Below are 19,696 nucleotides of genomic sequence, written 5' to 3'. Positions count from 1 at the left end.
CCCTGCACATCCCGTCCAATTCATCCGCATGACCGCAGCCTCTGATAGATACCCACCGCGAGAACGCGTGTATGGATACATGCCAAAAGGGCCGCAGACTCGAAGTCCATTTCAGGTGACGAGACGATGGCCCGCATGTCCAAGATTTACTCGCTCAGCAGAACCAGAAGCATAATTGCCGGGAAGGTCGTGAGCCCGGTAGCTTTAATGCTGCTGACTGCTTGTGGCTCCGGCGACAGCGCTCCGCCGACCCCGACACCGACTGCGTCACCAGCGCCTTCACCGACGCCGAGCCCAACGCCCACGCCCACTCCGGGAACCGGTGCCGGTTCCGCTTTCGCTAACCCGGACGACGGGGCCATTCCCGAGGCAAGCCGCCACCCCCTTGCCTTTCCGACCGCGATTGGATTTGGAGCGCAGGCAAGTGCCCGTGGCTCCAATGCGGTCGTTTACCGGATCAATAGCCTCGCCGACACAGCAGACCCCGACGATGGCCTTATCACATTGCGCGAATGCGCACTCGCTCTGGCGGTGTCCTCCCCATATGCAATTCCCGCAGGGCGCCCGCGTTACTGCGTGTTCGATGTAAGCGGGCAGATCGTGGTGAATTCGGAAATGCGGATCACCGTGGACGGCATTTACATCGCCGGTCAGACATCGCCGAACGGTATCGAGGTCGTTCGCGGCAAGGGACTGGTCGACGCACCACTATTTTATACGCGGAGCCAGGCCAACGCGATCGTTCGCCATATCAGGTTCCGCTATGGCAATCACACCGATGCGCCGAGCAGCAATGGAGATTCCGTCCGCATCGGCAGTAGCAGCCGGCAGATACTCGACCATGTGACCGCCATGTTCGGCACGGATGAAAGTCTGGATGCGGTTTGCACCGATTGCACGGTGCAGTTTTCCATGGTCGGCCCGAACCTTTGCCGCGACGCTGGCCATGACCCAGGCAATTATCACTGCAAGACCTTCTTCATGAAGCCCGTCAACCGAGCCACGATCGCTTACAACCTTTCGCAGCACGGCGACGAGCGCGGCGCCAATATCGCGGCGGGTACGACGCCTGAAGCCACAGGCAACACCGGGCAGGTCGATTACATTGGCAACACGGTCTACAATTTCATCAGCGAGCCCGGCCTGATTTCAAATCAGTTCGGGAGCGTCTACCTCAACTGGATCAACAACACCCACATGGAGGGTGTCCTTTCACAGGACCGCCCGGAGTCGTTCTTTCCAGCCATCTTCAATCGCGCGACGATCGCATCGTTCGGCTTCTCGATCTATCGATCGGGTAACGAGGCACGACGCGGGTTCGGCGCCTATCCCGGCACGACGATCAATTCGAGCATGTTTGTCGATGCCATGACCTACGCGCCCGGCATCAGCCAGAATTACCTTCGCCCCTGGATGCTGACCGATGCCCGAACGTCGCAGCGTACGGTGTTGGATCAGGCGGGAGCGATACTTTGCCGAGGGGGCGGTTGCCGGGACAATGTCGATGCGCTGTACATCGAAGATCTTCAGACGTGCGATCGTGCACCCTACCTTTTTCAGGGTGGCTTCACGAGCGGAGACCCTGCAGATTACGGCGGCTTCGCTCGCATCACGGCCGGATACGATCCACTGCCTGACGGGGACAATGACGGCATGCCCGATGAATGGGAAGCCCGTTACGCAAACACAGATGCGAACCGTCCAGATGCAAACGAGGATGCGGACGGCGACGGCTATCCCAACATCGAGGAATATCTGAATATGCTGGCAAAGGACGATGTCCGTTACGAAAACCTGTTCAACAGTTCCCGGCAATTGCCAGCGCCGAACTGCGGTCGGTGACTGGGCGGAAAGCCATGCCCGTCGTGGGCACAAGGCGCGATCCACATTGGCAAGCCGCGGCAAATCAGGTGGAGGGTATACCTAAGAGAAATTGAGTTTCCGGCCGCCAGCGCCGACTGTCCCGCTTTCAGATGCTGCGCCCTTTCGATGCCGATCGGCCCTGTCACGCCGTGTTTCGTGACCCTGCCTTTTCCCAGTCGGCCAATGCGCAACCGGTGAGGAGCGAGCTTAGCAATATGGCTACCCGGCGAAGAACGACCATCTGCCTCGCATTTGCCGGTGATCGGTTGGGAGGCAGTCATATTTCCCTCCGCGGCCTCCTCGATGCGCTCTCCGAGCACCTCTATCGTATCATCGTCATCGTCGAAGTTCCCGATGGCCGGATTGCGCAGTATTTCAGCCATTTCGAGCAGGTCATCGATCCCTGCGCTCTGGAGGAGCCATTTACGGTCGGCAGCAGGTTCGGCCTAGGAAGTACTCTCCGCACCGTACCTCGCATCGCGGGCCGCGCTCGCCTGCTAAAAGAATTGCAGGCCGATATAGTCCATACGAACGATGGTCGAAGTCATGCGAGCTGGGCGCTGGCAGCAAAGTTGGCGGGAGCGAAGGTCCTGTGGCACCACCGGGGCGACCCGGATGCCCGCGGAACGGGTTTCGTCGCCCCTGTTCTTGCCGACCAGATCGTCGCGGTTTCGGAATATTCGCTTCCTCCGCGGCGCTGGGGCAAGTTGAAGACGGCCCGCGTGATCCACAGCCCGTTCGACGTCAATCTGAACATCGACCGCGCGGCCATGCGCAAGCGTCTGGTCGCCGAACTGGGCTGCCCGGATGATACGATCATCTGCTGCTACTGCGGCCAATATATCGTTCGCAAGCGCCCCATAAAGTTCATCGACGCCATAGAGGAGCTGGCAAAGATTGCCGATCGGCCGGTCATGGGGGTCATGTTCGGCGAGCCGGAGGACGCAGAACTTTTCGCGGAGATGCAGGATCGGCTGGCGTCGAGCCACGCTGGGTCATTGGTCAGACTGATGGGCTATCGAGAACCGGGGCATGACTGGATTGCGGCTTGCGACGCGCTGCTTGTGACAGCGTTGAACGAACCTCTTGGACGCACCCTGGTAGAAGCCATGCTGGTGGGCACACCCGTTGTGGCCACGCAATCGGGGGGCAATGCGGAAGCCCTGACCCCTGATTGCGGCATTATCGTTCGACCTGACGATCCCCATGCGATGGCAACGGCCGTCCTGGATTTGCTTGGCTCGCCGGAGCGCTGCACCGACCTCGTTCGCCGTGCCGAAACGATGGCAAAGAAGCGGTTCTCGCGAGAAAGGCACGTCGAGCAGATGACGCTGATCTACCGAGAACTGGCTAAGGAAGCGCAGCCTGCCGTGAACATAACAGACAGGAGTAGCCTCTCGTCTCAATAGCGGGCGCGCTTCGCGCACTACCCCGCTTTAGAGCGCATTCTTATCATGCTTGCTTCAATCGAAGATCTCGACGTTGCACTCCGATGTCCCCTGACTGGAAAAGCCCTTAAATTCGAAAACGGGCGTGTGAGCATGCGGACCGCGGCCGACGCAAGCGAGCCTTGCGACTTTCCAGTAGCCCGTGAAAAACCCGTGCTTATCGATTTTGCGAATTCGGTAATCCGCCGCGAAGATCTTGAAACAACGAATGCAGAAAGCGCGATCGCGCGGCCACGATATTCCTTCGCCTCGAAACTGATCAAATCCCTGCTGTCGCCCGAAAAGAAATCGACGCGCAGAAATGTCTGTCGCCTGATTTCCGAACTCAAGCGCCGGTCCGATCGTCCCAGGGTTCTCGTGATCGGTGGCGGGAGCGAGGGACAGGGAATGAAGGCGCTCTATGCCGATCCCGATGTGAAAATTTTCGCCTTCGACATCTATTCGACGCCGCAGGTGCAGTTCGTCGCCGATGCGCACCATATTCCGATCGTCGATGGCTATTTCGACGGGGTCGTGGTGCAGGCTGTGCTCGAACACGTCCTGGAGCCGCAGCGAGTGGCCGACGAAATCCGGCGCGTACTGAAGCCCGGAGGGCTGGTTTATGCCGAGACCCCCTTCATGCAGCAGGTCCACGAAGGGGCTTACGACTTCACGAGATTTACCGAGAGCGGCCACCGCTATCTGTTCCGCCGATTTGCCCTGATCGATTCAGGTTCTTCCGGTGGGCCGGGAAGACAGTTGATGTGGGCAGTCGATTATTTCGCGCGCAGCGTCTTTCGCTCACGCTCTGCCGGCAAGATCGCCAAGCTGGCCTTTTTCTGGGCAGTCTATTTCGACGCGATCATCCCTGCCGACTATGCCATCGACGGTGCCAGCGGAGTTTATTTCCTGGGCACGAAATCGGACCAGGCTGTCGGTCCGGATGCGATCATCGCGCATTATGGTGGGGCGCAATAGCTGTTTCACCCGAGTGATCATCGTACAGCGCCATATCCAGGCACGATGCATGCAGTTCCTCATAAGCAGCGCCGATCTTTTCGAGCGCGTAATCTCTGACCACGCGCTCTCGCCCTGCCCGACCCATGGCCGCACGTTCCGCAGCAGGGCGCGCGGCAAACGCCAGTATGGCCTGGGCCAGCGCTGCCGTGTCGTTGGGCGGCACGACGATGCCCTGTGCCCCCACGATCCGCGCGCTGTCACCGACATCGGTGGCAACCACCGGCACGCCGCAGGCGAGTGCCTCGCCGATGACATTCGGAAATGCCTCCCCCCAAGCAGACGGTACGGCGAGAAGATCCATCCCCGAAAGCCAATCGGCGACGTCGAAACGCGCGCCGCAAACGGTTATCCGATCAGACGGAATATTGGCCTCGATCGCCTGTTGGAGATCGCGAGGCGGATCGGCCAGTCCGTGCCCGACCATGACGAGATGCACATCGCATCCCGCGTTTCGCACCCGGCCGATCGCGCGTACCAGACGCGCGTGATCTTTCATGGGATGCAGCCTTGCAACACATGCGACCCGCAAAACGCTTGGAGCGAACCCGAACGCCGCCCGAGCCGCATCGCGCGCAGACAGTTTCGGCGCGAAGCGGGCGGTGTCGAAGCCGTTGGCAATCACAACGGATCGACCGGAGGAATAGCCGACGGCCTGATGCTGAGAGCGGGACACATGTGCGTTGTACACGATCGCTTCGGGCCCTGCCGAGATGGCTGCGCCAAGCCTTAGAATGGCCCTTGTCTTGAAGGATTCCTTCGCGAGATCTGGAATGGAATGCCTGACGTTCCACACCAGAGGCACTCTGCGCCCGAGCCCGAAACGCGCATAGCTCGCGACGAGATTGCCGTGGTACATCCAGCCATGGATCAGGTCGGGGCGAATTCGATCGACCAGTCGCCGCACGCGGAGCATTGCCTTTGGACCCGCCATGCCGCGCCGCATTCCGAGCGAATGCACCGGGACACCCCGCGCGGTAATACGTTCGGCAATCGGCCCGGGCGAGAGGAGGGAGAGGACTTCGGGCTGGTCCGCCCCGCCCCGTTCTATCAACTTGGCAAGCATGTTCTCCGCCCCGCCGACATTGAGCCCGGTGATGACGTGGAGAACTTTCATGATTGCCGACTTCGCATTCGGTCGAGCATCAGGACGTGCTCGATGACCGGACGCCGCCCGTCAGCTGCCGATGGCGTTCCTCGAGCCATTCCTCGATGTTCGCCAGGCCATTCCCGTTCGCATCTTTCCAGGCATCGGGCAGGTCCGGATTTGAACCGTGAGCGTCTTCCCAGTCATCCGGCATACCATCCCTGTCCGTATCGGCAGGCGCGCGAGACGCCGCGATTGCCGGTATCGTTCCCGGCGAATGGACGATCGATCCCTCGCGCCGCTCCACCTCGCCGACGACCTGCCGGTCGAGCGCGTCGCGCGGAAATGCGCCGGCCAAAGCCAAAACGCGGGCATAGGCGGCTTGCGGCGAAGCAGGGGCGACGGTCAATGGACAATCCGGCCGTTCCAGCGTGATCTCCGCCAGATCGCGATCCTTCAGCAGGAATTTCCCGATGAAGTCGTTGTCGGCAACGAACACGCGCGCAGGCCCGGTGCTGGCGATCCTTTGTCGTACGACGCCGATCGCGTTGGATTTCGTATCGGGGCCGGCGATGAAGGTGTTTCCGACAATCGCCACGGGCGTGCCGCCATAGGATTCCCAGACCTCGGCGAATTCAGACTGGGCGTTGTAGAATACGTTGTTGACGACCTCGACGCAGGAGAGCGGCGGGAAGTTGATGTCGGGATTGCGATCGCCATTATGGGCGCACAAATTGCCTAGGAAGCTGAAATGCTGCGGCCTTTCCGGATCGGAAGCGAGCAAGGCGCATTTGTCGTGCTTGGGAATGCCCCAGGAAAACAGCGAATTGCTTATGGTAATGAAGTTGTTGTTACCAAATCCGTTCACCAGTTCATCACGCGCCCATGATGCGCTGACATGATCGATGATCACGTGAGAGCTATTCTCGATGGTTATGCCATCTTCGCTTCCGCGCTCATCGCCGACCCGGTCGTTGCGAATGCGAAGATGGCGCACGATCACATCATTCGTATTCTTGATGACAAGGGGCGTGCGCCCAACGCTGCCGCCGCCGTGCGCAAGGGTAATGCCTTCGCCCGGCGCGCTCTCGCCAGCGATGGTTATGAAGGGATGGCGGATGCGAGGCGGAGCGCCGGTAAAACGGATCAGGCCCGAGACGCGAAAGACGCAGACCCTCGGCCCCAGAGTTTCGATGCAATCGCGCAGGCTGCCCGGCCCGGAATCGGCCAGTGTGGTCACCCGAATGATCCGCCCGCCGCGGCCGCCCTTGCTCCGTGCGCCATAGCCTTCGGCGCCCGGGAAGGCGGGGACGTCGGGCTTTTGCCAGACCTCCTGTTCGGCGTCCGGCTGAGTGCCGCTTTCGGCGGAATCCGCGCAGGAGGCCAGGCTCGCCGCGAAGGCCAGCCCCGACAGTTTCGCACAGAGTGTCCATCCCGGTCGCATGATGATTACTGAGCCTGAGACCTCGCCCGCAAATGTGGTTAGCCAAGGGCAGACGCTGCAGCCTGCCGGGGCGAGTGTCCATCGCTCACCCGGATAGCGCGTCGGCGAAGTTTCGCTGCCGCCGAGGGGTACTCCCCCATAGGGCGTAGGCATCGACCCAAAATTGCCGGTCCGAGACGCTAGAGAGCCGCGGCGATAGCCAAACCCGTCTTTGGCTGCGGAAAAGCGATACAGTACATTTCGGTGTGATGAGCACTGTCTTCGAAGATGCGCGCCTCGACGCGCCGGCCGCGACCAGACGCGCAGCCGAAAGGAGGTCCCGGCAGGGGGCCCCGCTCTCGATCTCAGGCGTTCTTTACGGTTTCCTGCTTGTCGGCATCTTCTCCGTATCCTGGCAGATCGCGCGGCCGGGAGACCTGAACTTCACGATCTCCGACGGCGCGTTTCTAGTCGTCATCCTGGGTCTGGTGGCCACATCGCGCTTCAATCTGACGCCGATGGAGGGGTTTTCGCCGGCCTGGATCTTTGCATTAATCCTGATGTTGGGGAGCCTGTTCGTCAGCACGGTCGTCAACGGCGAGGTGATGCGATGGCTCGTCGTCGCACTGCAATACAGCTTCGCATATCTGCTGCTGCCGATGATGTTCGCCAGTTTCAATCAGAAGACGCTGCAGCACTGTGTGGTGTTCTACATCCTCGGCGTCACGTTCTCGCAAGCGTTCGGGAACATCGCCAATATCTTCTTCGACTACGCCGATACCGCGCCGATATTCGGCAACAATTTCATCACGGGCATGGGCCGGCTGGGGGCGTTTTCGGGGAACGCCAACAACAATTGCGCCATGGCTGGCTTCGCGTTGGTACTGCTGCTTTATGCGATCGATCGGGGCCTGATGAACCGGCTGCTCGCGCTAGTGTGCGGCGTGTTCCTGTTGTGGGGTATCATCGCCTCGGCAAGTTTCGGCGGCTTCGTGATATGCCTGAGCGCGGTATCGCTCGTTATGATCATTCGATCGCCGCAATGGGCGATCCTCGCGTTGATGACGTTAGTGGGACTGGGTGCAGCGTATTTCGCCAGCGGTTTCCCCTTACCTGCGCCATTCGAGCAGCGCGTCTATGGAGCACTTGCGGGAGGCGGGCTCCAGGAAGCGGGCACCTTTGCCGGACGCATGGAGCTGGCAAAGGAGGCTTGGCGCATGTCCGGCGATACGCTGTTCCTGGGGCTCGGCGTAGACAGCTTCAGGGTCGTCAGCATCCATCAGGCGCCAGTCCACGTCTTTCCTCTGCTGCTGTTGACCGAGGGCGGGTTATCGGGACTGATCGGTTTCCTGGGACTGCTTGCGATACTGTGGTTCCGGGCCTTGACCAACATGTCGGTCGATCCGCGCCGCGGGATCATCTGCGTGGGAGTCCTGCTGATCTTCACGCTGTTCACGCTGACCGTTCCGCACATGTACGCGCGGCTGTGGGTAGCTCCGGTATTCCTTGCCATACTGACTTGCACGCGCGTTGAAATTCCGCGCGCTCGGCCACGGCATCGCGACGAGCTTCAGGCAAGCCCGGCGCCAGTCCAGAAATCCGATGCCAGCGCGACCTGGGGATCGCCTTCATGAACAAGCGTGTTGCTGTGCCCACTCCTTCGGAAAAGTCGGTCTTGCGATCACGTGTGAAAAGCGTGCTCCATCTGCTGACCGGAAATCTCGGCAATGCTCTGGTCATGATCGGAAGCATCGCATTTGCCACACGCGCGCTGGGACCGGAGGCCTTCGGCGTACTCGCACTGACATTGGCCGTCGGGCGCGTGTGCGAAAGGGTTGTGCGTTTTGAATCCTGGCAACCGCTGGTTCGGTACGCCGCTACAGAAGAAGGCGCGTCCGACCCGGAAAGAATGTCACGCCTTTATCTGTTCGGCCTGCTTCTCGACGTGGTCGGCGCGGCGGTGGCCGCATTGCTGACCGTCCTTGCAGGCTTCATTCTGACATCGTTTTTCGACTTTCCTCCGGAAATGGTTCCGTTGGTGGCGATTTATGCGATCGCGATCGCCTTGAACCTGCGCGGCATGTCATCGGCCGTCCTGCGCATGGCAGGCATGTTCCGGACGATGGCGTACATCGTCTTTCTGGCTGGTTTGCTTCGCCTGCTTCTAGCGGCAATTTTCTATTGGATGGGAAGCGGACTGATGACGTTCGTCTGGGTTTGGACCATTTGCCAGGTGGTCGATGCCCTGATTTACAACTTCATCGGGTTTCGCCAGCTCGCCCGGCAAGGCACTCCATCCCCGTTTCGTGCGCGCATGGGTAATCTGCACAAGGACTTCCCCGGTTTTCTGGGCTTTGCCTTTACCACGAACGCATCGAGCGCTTTGCGCACGATTACCCATGAAGCAGATACGCTGATCGTCGGTGCGCTGACTGACAGCACGGAAGCGGCCGGTTTCTACCACATCGCAAAGCGAATGGCGAAAGTCGCCATGAGCTCTGGCGAGATGATACAGATGGTTGTCTATCCGGATCTTGCACGAATGTGGGCCGGAAAAATCACCGAAAGCTTCCGCCGGACGGTTGTCGGCGTTCAAGGACTGCTTGCTGTGATCCTGGGCGGCGTGATCCTGGTTACAATAGTGGTCGGCAAACCGATTATCGGACTGGCATTCGGGTCTGCGTTTACACCAGCCTATGCGATCCTGGTCGCCCAGCTGTTCGCGGTGTTTCTCATCATGCATTCGGCCCCATCCCGGTCGGCCTTACTGGCAATGAACCGCCCGCAATATGCACTTGGAGCGTCGGCATGTTCGACGGCTGTGTTCCTTGCCATCGCCATCAATACAATTCCGGCTTACGGTGCGATTGGCGCAAGCTTTGCGCATATCGGGTTCGGTGCAGTCAATGCGATCATGCTGGATGTCGCAATGTGGCGAAGCCTGAGGCGGGCTTCCGCTTCACAGGTTGCGCCGGAGGCCTCCTGAATTATCGAATATGCCTAGTGCGTCATCCAACGGCCATGCCATATGCTGAAACAGATGCAGTTCCAAAGATGGAAGCCCCAGTTGCGCCGGCCCGAACGATGTTCAGTCCACAGCTTGCTTACCTCATCGCTGTCGAAATAACCTACCTGATCAACCTTGGCGGCGGCCAGATGTTCGTCGGCCAAGTTGCGAAGTGGGCCTCGTAGCCATTCGTTGAGAGGCACCCCGAAGCCACGCTTCGGCCGGTTGATCATGTGTTCCGGAACGCGCCGCGCAAGCAGCTTTCGCAATGCCATTTTCCCGATCTCGCCATTTTGCATCCGCAGGCTCGCAGGCATTCTCCATGCGGTCGAAATGAGCTCATAATCCAATAGCGGCGCGCGAACTTCCAGGCTTGCCGCCATCGACGTGCGATCCACCTTCACCAAAACATCATCCGGCAGGTAACAGATCGCGTCCAGATACATCATCTGTTCCAACTGGCCGAGCCCTGGAGGCACAGCGCTTGTGGTCAAAGGGCTGGAACTTGCCGCTCCCTTGCCCGTCCATTGCGAGTTGAATTGTTCGTAGCGATGGCGGAAGTCGTGCTGACCGACAACCGCGAGTATTTTCTTCATCCGGTCACCGCTCAGTTCTTCCGCGTGACCTGCGGAGGTGAGCCGCCGGGCCGCTTTGGAACCGGCATCGACGAGCCACAACGGAGCTTTGTCAAACGCCTGCCACGCTGCGTTTGGCAACCGCTTTGCCAGCCGCTCCATCGCAAGCATTCGCGAGTAACGTTTATAGCCGCCGAAGAATTCATCACCACCATCACCGGAAATTGCGACCGTGACCTCGGACCGGATCAGGCGCGAGATCAGTAAGGACGGGATCTGGGAAGGATCGGCAAATGGTTCGTCGAAAATTTCCTGCAGCTCACCAACAGCGCCGAGCGCCGCGTCAGGGTCAACAGGCAGTTCGGTGTGATGCGATCCGATATACGCGGCAAGTTCTGCCGCATCGGCTGTCTCGTCGAACTCGCTTTCCGCAAAGCCGACCGTAAAGGTTTTTGCGCGACCACCGAGCTGTTCCTGCATGACGGCGCATACTAGACTGGAATCCACCCCGCCAGAGAGGAAGGCGCCGACGGGGACGTCTGAGACCAAGCGCCTTTCAACCGCCGCGCCCAGTTGATCTTCGAGCGCAGTCAAAGCCTCGGCCTCATCTCCGAACCGAGCTTCTGCCCCTTCTCGTGCCGCGTCGTACATGCTCCAGTACTGGACTGCTTCTTCGTGAATTGCCTCCGGATCAGGCGCCTTTTCATCGATCGAGAAAACGAGATAGCTCGCAGCCGGTAACTTTCCGACATGGCGGTAAATCGACAATGGCGCCGGCACATAACCCAGCCGCATATATTGCGCTGCGGCGCGTGGATCGATTTGCAAATGGCTGAATTTCGGATGGCAGCGAAGCGCCTTCAATTCCGATCCGAAAGCAAGCGTGCTGCCACTGATGCCGATATAAAGCGGCTTCTTTCCCAGGCGATCGCGCGCAAAGGCCAGTTGCCGCTTCTTTCGGTCGTAGACAGCCAACGCGAACATACCGTTGGCCCGCCCGAGCGCCTCCTGAAGACCGAAACGCTCGATCGCCTCGAGTAGAACCTCCGTGTCGGACGTTCCCCGGAAATCCACACCGAGCGCGGTCAGTTCGTTTCGTATGGACTGAAAATTGTAAATTTCGCCATTGAAAACGATGACATGGCGACCGGACGCCGATTCCATCGGCTGCGCACCGGTTTGCGATAGATCTATGATCGCAAGGCGGCGATGCCCCAGTCCAATCCGACCTTCCGCTTCCAGTGCGGAGCCGCCGGCGTCCGGTCCACGGTGCGTCAGGGTATCCCTCATGCTGTCGAGCAGGCGGAGAGGATCAGCACATCGCTGACGATCAAAATCCAGAAAGCCAGCAATTCCGCACATACCGCTAGCTTAGGTGCGCATATCTACGTTGCGAGTGCGAAAATGGGTATTGAAAGGGGAGAAATTGGAACAAGCGGTGAGATGTGCTTCCGCGGCTAAAGCGAGGGCGGAGATCGCAGGAGACTTGCAGCTTCGCCGATGACCGACGTCCTTTGAATCTCTTCCAGGCAAGCCAAGATTTGCCGGGATTCTGCGGCGTAATTCACGCTCATCCGGTCGACCTGCTCAATGATCCTTCCTGCATCCGGATCCCTGATGTCGAACACATATTCGTCCTGCTGGAAGTGAGCCGCCAAGTCGATATATTTGCTTGCCCAGCCGAGGATGATGGCCGGTACACCGCTCCGGTAGGCGAACACCACCGAATGATAGCGGGAGGCAACGACGTATTTGAAACGACCGATTATATCGATCAATTCCGGGCTGGAGTATTCCCCACTTATCAGACCTACCTTGTCTCTGTTTTCCGTTTTGCCGAGGACGCTTTCGACCAGTCTGAAGTCGGCAGTGGAGGTGTTGAGAATGAACACCCGCTCGCCTGCAGTGATCAGACGGTCCAGCATGCGCGAATAGAGGTCCAGCACCGCTTCGGGCTTTCCAATCCTGAATACATTTTCGTTGATGATGAAGCCCACGGATCCCGGGGGCGGATAGCTTACTGTCGCGGCGTCGTAAGTACTGAGGATGTCGCGCGCTTGCGGAAATACTTTCTCGCGGATCACCATATCTGCCGACAACTCGACATTGCCAAGCCCGAGAGACCGTAGACACCCATGTCCCTCACGCTCTCGCGCGTAGATGCGCGTGCAGTAGTCCAGTTCCTCCCGAACCTCCTCGAGGAATGCCGCATCATCGTCCTCACCCCAGTCGAAAGGGCCGAAGCTCTGGGGCATCAGGATAATCTGTTTCTTATATTCCCTGGCGATACGGATCGTCTGAAGGAGCAGCCTGCCCCCACCCTTCCCCCAGCCGGATCCCAACGTGTACCCGCTCGCATCGAAGATAGCGTCAGCGTCTCGCAGAGCGCTGTCCATCTCGGTAATCTTACCGGACCACTTTCCAGTCTTCCGCCACATGCCTGCGAACATTGCCAGGACATCCCCTAGCCAAGGCACACGGTTGAGCCGGTATTTGAAAACCAGACGCGTGAAATCGTCATATGGAAGTAGTTCGAACTGATACTGAGCGGGGTCGTCGTACTTATTGGCAAACCCGACAACCTCACAGCCCGGATATATGGACTTGAGCCCGTAACAGAGCGACAGGAACATGGCTTGAGAGCCCTTGTTTCGCATCTGAACGCCAGTCACGATGAACTTTTTCATATTGATTGAAGGCCTTCTCAAAATTCCGTTCATCCCGAGAGATGAGGGTTCGGGCGTGCTTCCACCGACCGAAGTGTTCTCGTGACGAGCAACTTCTGCTCGATTTCAGCCAGCTGGCCTCGGCACCATCCGGCTCCGTCTACGATTACAGAGCTGGGGTATTCCGGCGGGCGTGAAACTGGCACAGCCAGAGCTACCAATCGCTTTGACCGATCACATTTGGGAAAAGCGATTAGTCCTTTATAGCCGCCGGCATACATTGGCGGCCGCCCGAACTCTCACGCCACTTTCGCCTGATCCGGAGAGCTGTACCAATGGCTGAGCGGCTGGCCACTCATCCGCTCCAGAGCTTCAATGGAGGGTGCGTAATAATCGCTCAGACGCTGTCTGAGTTCGTCGGTGAGCGGTGGATACTCGATCTCGGTTGCGATGAGGCCTCTCGCCGCCTCGAACGCGGGCGCGCCCCGCAATGGACGAACGATCGGCTTAAGCCAATCCAGCCGCTTGCGCAGGCGCCCCGGTACGAGCGGGGTCGTCTTGTCCTTCACCTTTGATTGCGACTTTACAGCGAGCGGACGTGGCGAAAGCCCAAGATGGGCGCGCACCTGTGTCAGCTGTGCCTTCGGGCTTTTCGAGACGCCTTCGAAAAACAGGATGAGCATCCTTTCACGCCCGAATAAATCGATGAACCGCTCGAGGTGGGAAGCGTATCTTCCGGACTTCAGAATCTGCTCACTCTCCCCGAGAGCGGGGTTCAGATATTTCTCTATATCGCCCCCGACCTGCCCCCGGCGATACAGCATGCAATAACTTGAGTAAGCCCGTTCTACCGGATGCCGAAGCTGCGCGATCAGTTTCGCTTGCGGGACGTCACGGTGAAGTCGTGCAGCGGCCTCCGGGACATAGAGATACGAGTTCGATTTCTCGCCAACAAGCTTGTCCCGCCGTCCTTCGGCGAATTGCGACAGGTACCAGTCTGTTCCGCGAGCATATTCCCTCGAGAAATAATGAAGTTCCGGGTCCGGCATGTAGACCGAAGGATCGGACTGCAGCTGTGTTTGCAGCCATGTCGTCGCCGATTTTGCGGCGCCGATAATGACGAAATCGATGTCCTTTAACTGCATTGCCTGCCCTAACCTTTGCCCATCGCGCTGGCCGCTGGAGGCCAACGCATTCGACGAGACTATGGAAGTGCAACCTGAGCCTTCCGACGGAAAGACAGACTGCACCCTTCATATGCCACTGGCGCCGCACCTTCCCAGGAAGATGCGCCATTAACGCTAGTCATGGGCAGAAACCCGATCAAGGCAGGGCAATGGCGATCCTGGCACATCGGCTGACCCGCCAACCCGCGCCCGGCCCAAAAGATATGCTCAGGAGCATCCGCGCCGATCAGCGCATCACTTTCCTAAGCAGTTGAGAAGTGGCATTTTTATACCCCTTCTCAGTGGGCCGAAGCCTTCGATCTTGGTTTATGGTTTGGCCGCTTAAGGCTTCGAAATCGTGGTCTGACCCGTTTGCAGTACCTCTGATGAACCCACGCCATTCATCGTGACCAACGCGATATACCGATGCACCTCTTTCTCAACGAAATGAAGTTGGGCATCGCATCGGCATCAGTGTCGGCACACCGTCTGGCGGACGACCGGCCAATCGCTATCGCTTTGGGAATATAAAAATAGGGCGGATTTGCTTTGATATTTACCGATCCGATATTTTTATTTGTATTCCTGCCGATCGTATTGGTCGCGTTCTATGCGACAGCTTCGTACTTCGGACGAAATTACGCGCTCGCCTTACTCTTCGTAGCGTCGATAATATTTTATATCCCTCACTCGATGACTTCGGTCATCCTCTTGCTGATCGCGCTGGCGGTAAACTTCTCGGTAGCATTGATCATAACGAAGATGGATGATCTGGATAAAAACAGGCGTTCAACATACTTGTTCGGCCAATTTTATAACATAGCCTCCCTCTGCTATTTCAAATACAAGATTGTCACCCTTTTGTTGGGGACGAAATCCGGACTCATCGTAGACATCGCAGGCATAGCAATTCCTGCGGGAATATCCTTTTACACATTCCACCAGGCAGCATTCCTGGCCGATGCATATGCCCGCGAGAAGAATGTTACCCAGTTCTTGGGAAGACTTGGATCGATCAAGTCAGTATTTTCAGCATTTTGCCGCTACGGCGCTTTTGTGAGCTTCTTCCCCCAGCTGATCATCGGTCCGATCACCTATCTCAGCGAGTTCAATCCGCAAATTCAGTCGAAGCGGTTCTTGAGGCTCAACCCGATCGATCTCGCCGTTGGATTGACCTTCATCTCGATCGGAATGTTCAAGAAGGTAGTTCTGGCTGACAATCTTGCACCGACGGTCGACGTCGTCTTCAGCGCAGCGAATGTAGGTGCGGAAATTCACCCGGTTCAGGCCTGGATCGGTGCACTTGCCTATATGGCCCAGCTCTACTTCGATTTCTCCGGCTATTCGGACATGGCGCTTGGCCTCGCCCGCATGTTCGGATTGCGATACCCGATAAACTTCTTCTCGCCGTTCAAAGCCAACGGGATCATCGATTACTACCGCCGATGGCACATGACCCTCACGCGCGTGATCGCTCGATTTCTCTACACGCCCCTATCGGTCGCGGGAACGCGCTACAGCATGTTCAACCGGCTTGCGCCCATTCCGGCTCACTTGCTCAGCCTGTGGCTTCCAATGCTCGTCAACTTCCAGATCATCGGCCTATGGCACGGTGCATTGTGGACCTTTTCCGTTTTCGGACTCATGCACGGATTCTGGTACGCGCTCGAAACCGAAGTTCGGGCGTCGAAATGGTACAAGAGCGTTCGCAAAACCACTTCGCCGCTAGTCATCGGGTTCATCGAAAGGGCAGTCTTCTTCTTGCCACTTTGCCTTAGCCTTGCGATGTTTCGTTCGGAAAGCGTCGCGGGCGGCTTTCATCTGTTCGGGCAAATGTTTGGTGCATCGTTCGATGCCCCTTCCGCTTTCAACATGCGCGAACCTGTCGTCACACTCGCCGTGGCGTTTTCGATCATCTATCTTTGTCCAAACAGCGTAGAACTGATGCGCCGATATCGCCCTGCGATCATGACCTACGACAATAAGAGCTATGGGCCAGCCTTTCTTCGCGAGCTGTGGCGTCCCGGATGGATACAGGCGGCGGCTATTTCCGGACTTGTCCTCGCGTCGCTCTACTACGTGTCACGGCAGCCACCATTCCTGTATCAGGGGTTCTGAACCATGGCCCGGCCAGAACACTTCGCAAGCGTCGCTGAATCGCCGCCTCCGCACTCGGCTGGGTTCAGGCTGACAGATATTCGCTGGCGAGCAGCGCGACCGATGATTCTGGCTGCCGCTCTCATTACTTTTCTATATCTATTGCTTGCGACCGTCGTCATCGCAGTCGATCCGCATAATGTTTATCGTTGGGGCGCAAATCCTCGAATTGAGCCTGACGACACGCCCAGAGACATGGTCATCGACTGGATCGACGTTGCTACGAAGGATCCTTCTTTCAACACGTTCCTCGTAGGGAGCTCAATCACGGCGATGTATTCGCCGGAATATCTCAAGGCAATTCTCGGGCCTGAGACGCGCGCCGTAAACCTGAGCTATGGCGGCCCTCGCCCCAAAGATCGCGACCTGGTTTTGGATCGGTTAATCGACAACCCAAGCGTACAACACGTCATCCTTACGTTTGACTGGACTTACATGGTGGGGCCCGACGTTGCGAACTCGGGTTTCCCGACATTCCTGTACGACGGGGACATCACCAACGATCTACGGATGGTGAACCTTCCGACAATTCGAAAAACGTTCGATATCATGAGCGGGAAGCTGACCTACGATAATCCGGACGATGCGGAATATCAGACTTACGTGAAGAACATGTATGTCAAATTCCAGCGGCCGAGCGAGATTGCCAAGCTAGGTCGCATGATTGAGCGCAACCGCAAAGACATCGACGCGAAAAGCGGAAAAGACTGCCACAGCTTTCGGTCTGTGAACGAACAACTCATCCCCGACGTGCGGTCTCTTTCTGAAAGAGGAGTCAGGGTCGATATCCTGTTCCCGATAGAGTCTTACGCTTTTTATTATGTAAGGCAGAACGACATCAGTCCTACACTTCTCGATGAGCAAATGATTGCGCGGCGCTGTCTGGTAAATGCCGTCAGTGATTTATCTGGCGTCAGGGTCTTTGCATTAGATGGCGACCCCACGGTGGCGGGGGACCTCGCGAACTTTCGTGAAGTTGGCCACGCGTATGATCCAGCGATTTTGCAGCGATTTGTTTCTGCGATGAAAACCGGAAAAGACCGGATAACTCGGGCAAATTTTGCAACCTACGAGCGCGATATCCGCAATGCGGTAAAAGAATATCGCATCGCGAACAGCTTTCCGATCCACGAAAATTAGGCCCAGATCGTCACGAAAAGGTTTCCCAGATGTCCGAGCAGAATGTCATTCTCGAAAAGATTACAGCCATTATTCGTGACCTGTTCGACGAGTATGACGGGCCGGTAACCATGGAGACTACTGCGAACGATGTGGCGCAGTGGGATAGCCTGTCGCATGTTCGCCTGATGGTGATGATCGAAATGGAGCTAGGAGTACATTTCAGCACATCGGAGATGCAAAGCTTCAAGAATCTGGGGGATCTGGTCAACGCAGCCGCGAAGCAGGTCGGATGACCTCCGAAAATTTCCCTTGGCGACCTCCTCTTTCTTCTAACTGGGCGGAACGGCTCGAAATTTTCGAGGCTGCGCTCATCGAGGGCCGCGATCTCGACTTTCACGCGGTCAGATCGCTAGCGGGTCAGCGACTTACCACCCGTGAGCAACTGCGGCTTGAACGGTTTGCGAACAAACTGCTCAAGTCGGACATAACGAGCCCGACTTTTGCCCCTGTTTCGATAGGTCTGCTTGGAAATCGGACACTAAGCTATCTACCTGCCCCCCTGGCCGCTGCGGGTCTGGCGCGGGGCCTTGCCATATCGTCAGTCGAGGCGCCCTACGACAGCGTTGCAAGTTACGCTTATTCCCCTTCGGACTGCTTCGGTAAGCCTCTGGATGCTGTGCTCGTTGTACTCGATGAAACCGCCTTCGCGAACAAGCGTCCAATTCTCGACCGCGCCGCAGAGGAGGAAGCTGTCGCAGCCGCTGAAGACCTCTTTTCTGCGCTTGCCGCCGCCACCTTGGAAAAGTCACGATGTCGGCCAATCTTTGCAACCCTTCCAGCCGCACAACAGGTTTCATCGGCTGAACTGGCCACACCTGGTACCAGCGCGCGCTTCAGACATCTGGTCAACCTCAAGCTTGCCGAAGGGGCGATGCTCGGCAAATGGCTGATATGGGATCAGGCCGCACTGGCCAGCCGCGTAGGAATTGAAAACTGGCTCGATCCGATCCGTTACCATGCAGCCAAAATACCGTTTCGTATCGAAATGTGTCCTTTAGCATCGGACAGCATCGCCGCGGTATTAGCTGCAATGAAAGGCAAGTCCGCCCGAGCGCTTGTCCTTGATCTTGATAACACCCTGTGGGGCGGAGTGATCGGCGATGATGGGCTGGCAGGCATTAGGCTTGGCCAGAATTCGCCTGAGGGAGAGGCATTCGTCGCCTTTCAGAACTTCATTTTGGCCTTACGCGATCGTGGTGTGGTTTTGGCTGTTTGTTCGAAAAATACTGACGAAATTGCGCGCGAGCCTTTTCGAAATCATTCGGAAATGGTCCTCAAAGAAAGTCACATTGCGGTCTTCCAAGCCAACTGGAACGACAAAGCTACCAATATCCGGTCGATTGCCGAGACCCTCGGTCTGGGACTTGAATCGCTGGTCTTCGTTGACGACAATCCTGCCGAACGCGAGCGAGTGAGACAGGAATTGCCGATGGTATCGACCATTGAGGTCGGCGAAGATCCTTCCTTCTTTATCGAGAGGATTTCGCGGTCGGGACTGTTCGACCACCTGCCGCTGAACACGGAAGATATTTCGCGGGCCGAAAGTTATGGGGGCCGAGCGGCTGCAGCCGAAGTGCGCGCAAAAATCGGAAACTACAGCGACTATCTGTCGTCGCTTGAAATGCGCATGACGATCAAGCCCTTCGACGATGCCGGGCGCAGTCGCGTCACCCAGTTGATCAATAAATCCAACCAGTTCAACCTGACGACCAAACGTTATGGCGAACAGGATGTTCAAAGAATAGAAGAGGATCCGGATCAGCTCGCATGGCAGGTTCGCCTGGAGGACAAGTTCGCGCAGCATGGCATGATCGGTGTGGTCATCGTGCGCAAAGATGATGCGGCTTGGACGATCGACACTTGGCTGCAATCGTGCCGGGTCCTTGAACGCGGTGTCGAGCAGACCGTCATGGATGCCCTCTTCGACACGGCGAGGCGAGCCGGCGCGTCAACAATACATGCGCGATATGTTCCCACAGATCGAAACGGAATGGTTTCGCAGTACTTCCCCGCCTTCGGTTTCGATATTGTGGAACGCTGCGATGACGGATCGATCACCTATTCTCAAGAGGTCGACCAGTATGCGCCGCATACGACATTCATCGACGTGAGCATCGCTGACTGAC

14 protein-coding genes are annotated in these 19,696 nt (G+C 57.7%); 9 read left to right on the top strand and 5 right to left on the bottom strand.

The window, feature by feature from the left end:
• Positions 1 to 207: 207 nt before the first annotated feature.
• From ACIGGE_RS14005 to ACIGGE_RS13995, 3 genes are all read left to right on the top strand, one after another.
• Complete coding sequence (locus ACIGGE_RS14005; protein WP_397490833.1) at positions 208 to 1,842, top strand: hypothetical protein; 1,635 nt, start codon at positions 208 to 210, stop codon at positions 1,840 to 1,842.
• Positions 1,843 to 2,078: 236 nt separating this feature from the next.
• Positions 2,079 to 3,272 (top strand): glycosyltransferase family 4 protein, encoded by a 1,194-nt coding sequence (locus ACIGGE_RS14000; protein ID WP_397490832.1) that lies wholly within the window; start codon positions 2,079 to 2,081, stop codon positions 3,270 to 3,272.
• Between the two features lie 132 nt (positions 3,273 to 3,404).
• Positions 3,405 to 4,268 carry a class I SAM-dependent methyltransferase gene (locus tag ACIGGE_RS13995; RefSeq protein WP_397490831.1) on the top strand — a complete coding sequence of 288 codons (864 nt, stop codon included), beginning with the start codon at positions 3,405 to 3,407 and terminating at the stop codon, positions 4,266 to 4,268.
• Here the strand turns inward: ACIGGE_RS13995 and ACIGGE_RS13990 are convergent.
• Together ACIGGE_RS13990 and ACIGGE_RS13985 are read right to left on the bottom strand one after the other, a co-directional pair.
• Positions 4,240 to 5,424, bottom strand: coding sequence for a glycosyltransferase (locus tag ACIGGE_RS13990; protein WP_397490829.1), 1,185 nt, complete (start codon positions 5,422 to 5,424; stop codon positions 4,240 to 4,242). The two genes, ACIGGE_RS13995 and ACIGGE_RS13990, sit on opposite strands and share 29 nt — an antisense overlap.
• A gap of 28 nt (positions 5,425 to 5,452) precedes the next feature.
• Positions 5,453 to 6,838 (bottom strand): polysaccharide lyase family 1 protein, encoded by a 1,386-nt coding sequence (locus ACIGGE_RS13985; RefSeq protein ID WP_397490828.1) that lies wholly within the window; start codon positions 6,836 to 6,838, stop codon positions 5,453 to 5,455.
• A gap of 248 nt (positions 6,839 to 7,086) precedes the next feature.
• Here ACIGGE_RS13985 and ACIGGE_RS13980 point away from each other — a divergent pair, with 248 nt between their 5' ends.
• The gene (locus tag ACIGGE_RS13980; RefSeq protein ID WP_397490827.1) at positions 7,087 to 8,451 is read left to right on the top strand and encodes an O-antigen ligase family protein; all 1,365 of its coding nucleotides are present in this window, start codon (positions 7,087 to 7,089) and stop codon (positions 8,449 to 8,451) included.
• The gene (locus ACIGGE_RS13975; protein ID WP_397490826.1) at positions 8,448 to 9,803 is read left to right on the top strand and encodes a lipopolysaccharide biosynthesis protein; all 1,356 of its coding nucleotides are present in this window, start codon (positions 8,448 to 8,450) and stop codon (positions 9,801 to 9,803) included. Before ACIGGE_RS13980 ends, ACIGGE_RS13975 begins: the two co-directional genes overlap by 4 nt.
• A gap of 14 nt (positions 9,804 to 9,817) precedes the next feature.
• Here the strand turns inward: ACIGGE_RS13975 and asnB are convergent, their stop codons facing one another.
• The 3 genes from asnB to ACIGGE_RS13960 form a co-directional block, all read right to left on the bottom strand.
• A complete protein-coding gene (asnB, locus tag ACIGGE_RS13970) occupies positions 9,818 to 11,761 on the bottom strand; it encodes an asparagine synthase (glutamine-hydrolyzing) (RefSeq protein ID WP_397490825.1) in 1,944 nt (647 codons plus the stop codon).
• 95 nt (positions 11,762 to 11,856) lie between these two features.
• Complete coding sequence (locus tag ACIGGE_RS13965; protein WP_397490824.1) at positions 11,857 to 13,086, bottom strand: polysaccharide pyruvyl transferase family protein; 1,230 nt, start codon at positions 13,084 to 13,086, stop codon at positions 11,857 to 11,859.
• Positions 13,087 to 13,364: 278 nt separating this feature from the next.
• On the bottom strand, positions 13,365 to 14,210 hold the full coding sequence (locus ACIGGE_RS13960; protein WP_103023574.1) for a sulfotransferase: 846 nt from the start codon (positions 14,208 to 14,210) through the stop codon (positions 13,365 to 13,367).
• A 570-nt stretch (positions 14,211 to 14,780) separates the two neighbouring features.
• On the opposite strand from ACIGGE_RS13960, the gene ACIGGE_RS13955 reads away from it, so the two are divergent.
• From ACIGGE_RS13955 to ACIGGE_RS13940, 4 genes are read left to right on the top strand one after another with little or no spacing between them, the layout of a single operon-like run.
• Entirely contained in the window at positions 14,781 to 16,349 is a 1,569-nt protein-coding gene (locus ACIGGE_RS13955; protein ID WP_397490823.1) for an MBOAT family O-acyltransferase, read from the top strand.
• A gap of 3 nt (positions 16,350 to 16,352) precedes the next feature.
• On the top strand, positions 16,353 to 17,528 hold the full coding sequence (locus tag ACIGGE_RS13950; protein ID WP_397490822.1) for a hypothetical protein: 1,176 nt from the start codon (positions 16,353 to 16,355) through the stop codon (positions 17,526 to 17,528).
• Positions 17,529 to 17,557: 29 nt separating this feature from the next.
• A complete protein-coding gene (locus tag ACIGGE_RS13945) occupies positions 17,558 to 17,803 on the top strand; it encodes an acyl carrier protein (protein ID WP_234036339.1) in 246 nt (81 codons plus the stop codon).
• Entirely contained in the window at positions 17,800 to 19,695 is a 1,896-nt protein-coding gene (locus ACIGGE_RS13940; protein ID WP_397490820.1) for an HAD-IIIC family phosphatase, read from the top strand. The genes ACIGGE_RS13945 and ACIGGE_RS13940 overlap by 4 nt, the downstream gene beginning before the upstream one ends.
• Position 19,696: the final 1 nt, after the last annotated feature.

Origin of the sequence: Qipengyuania sp. NPDC077410, from assembly GCF_044543405.1 — a bacterium.
Lineage (GTDB): Bacteria > Pseudomonadota > Alphaproteobacteria > Sphingomonadales > Sphingomonadaceae > Qipengyuania > Qipengyuania pacifica.
This window is presented reverse-complemented; position numbering and strand designations above follow the sequence as displayed.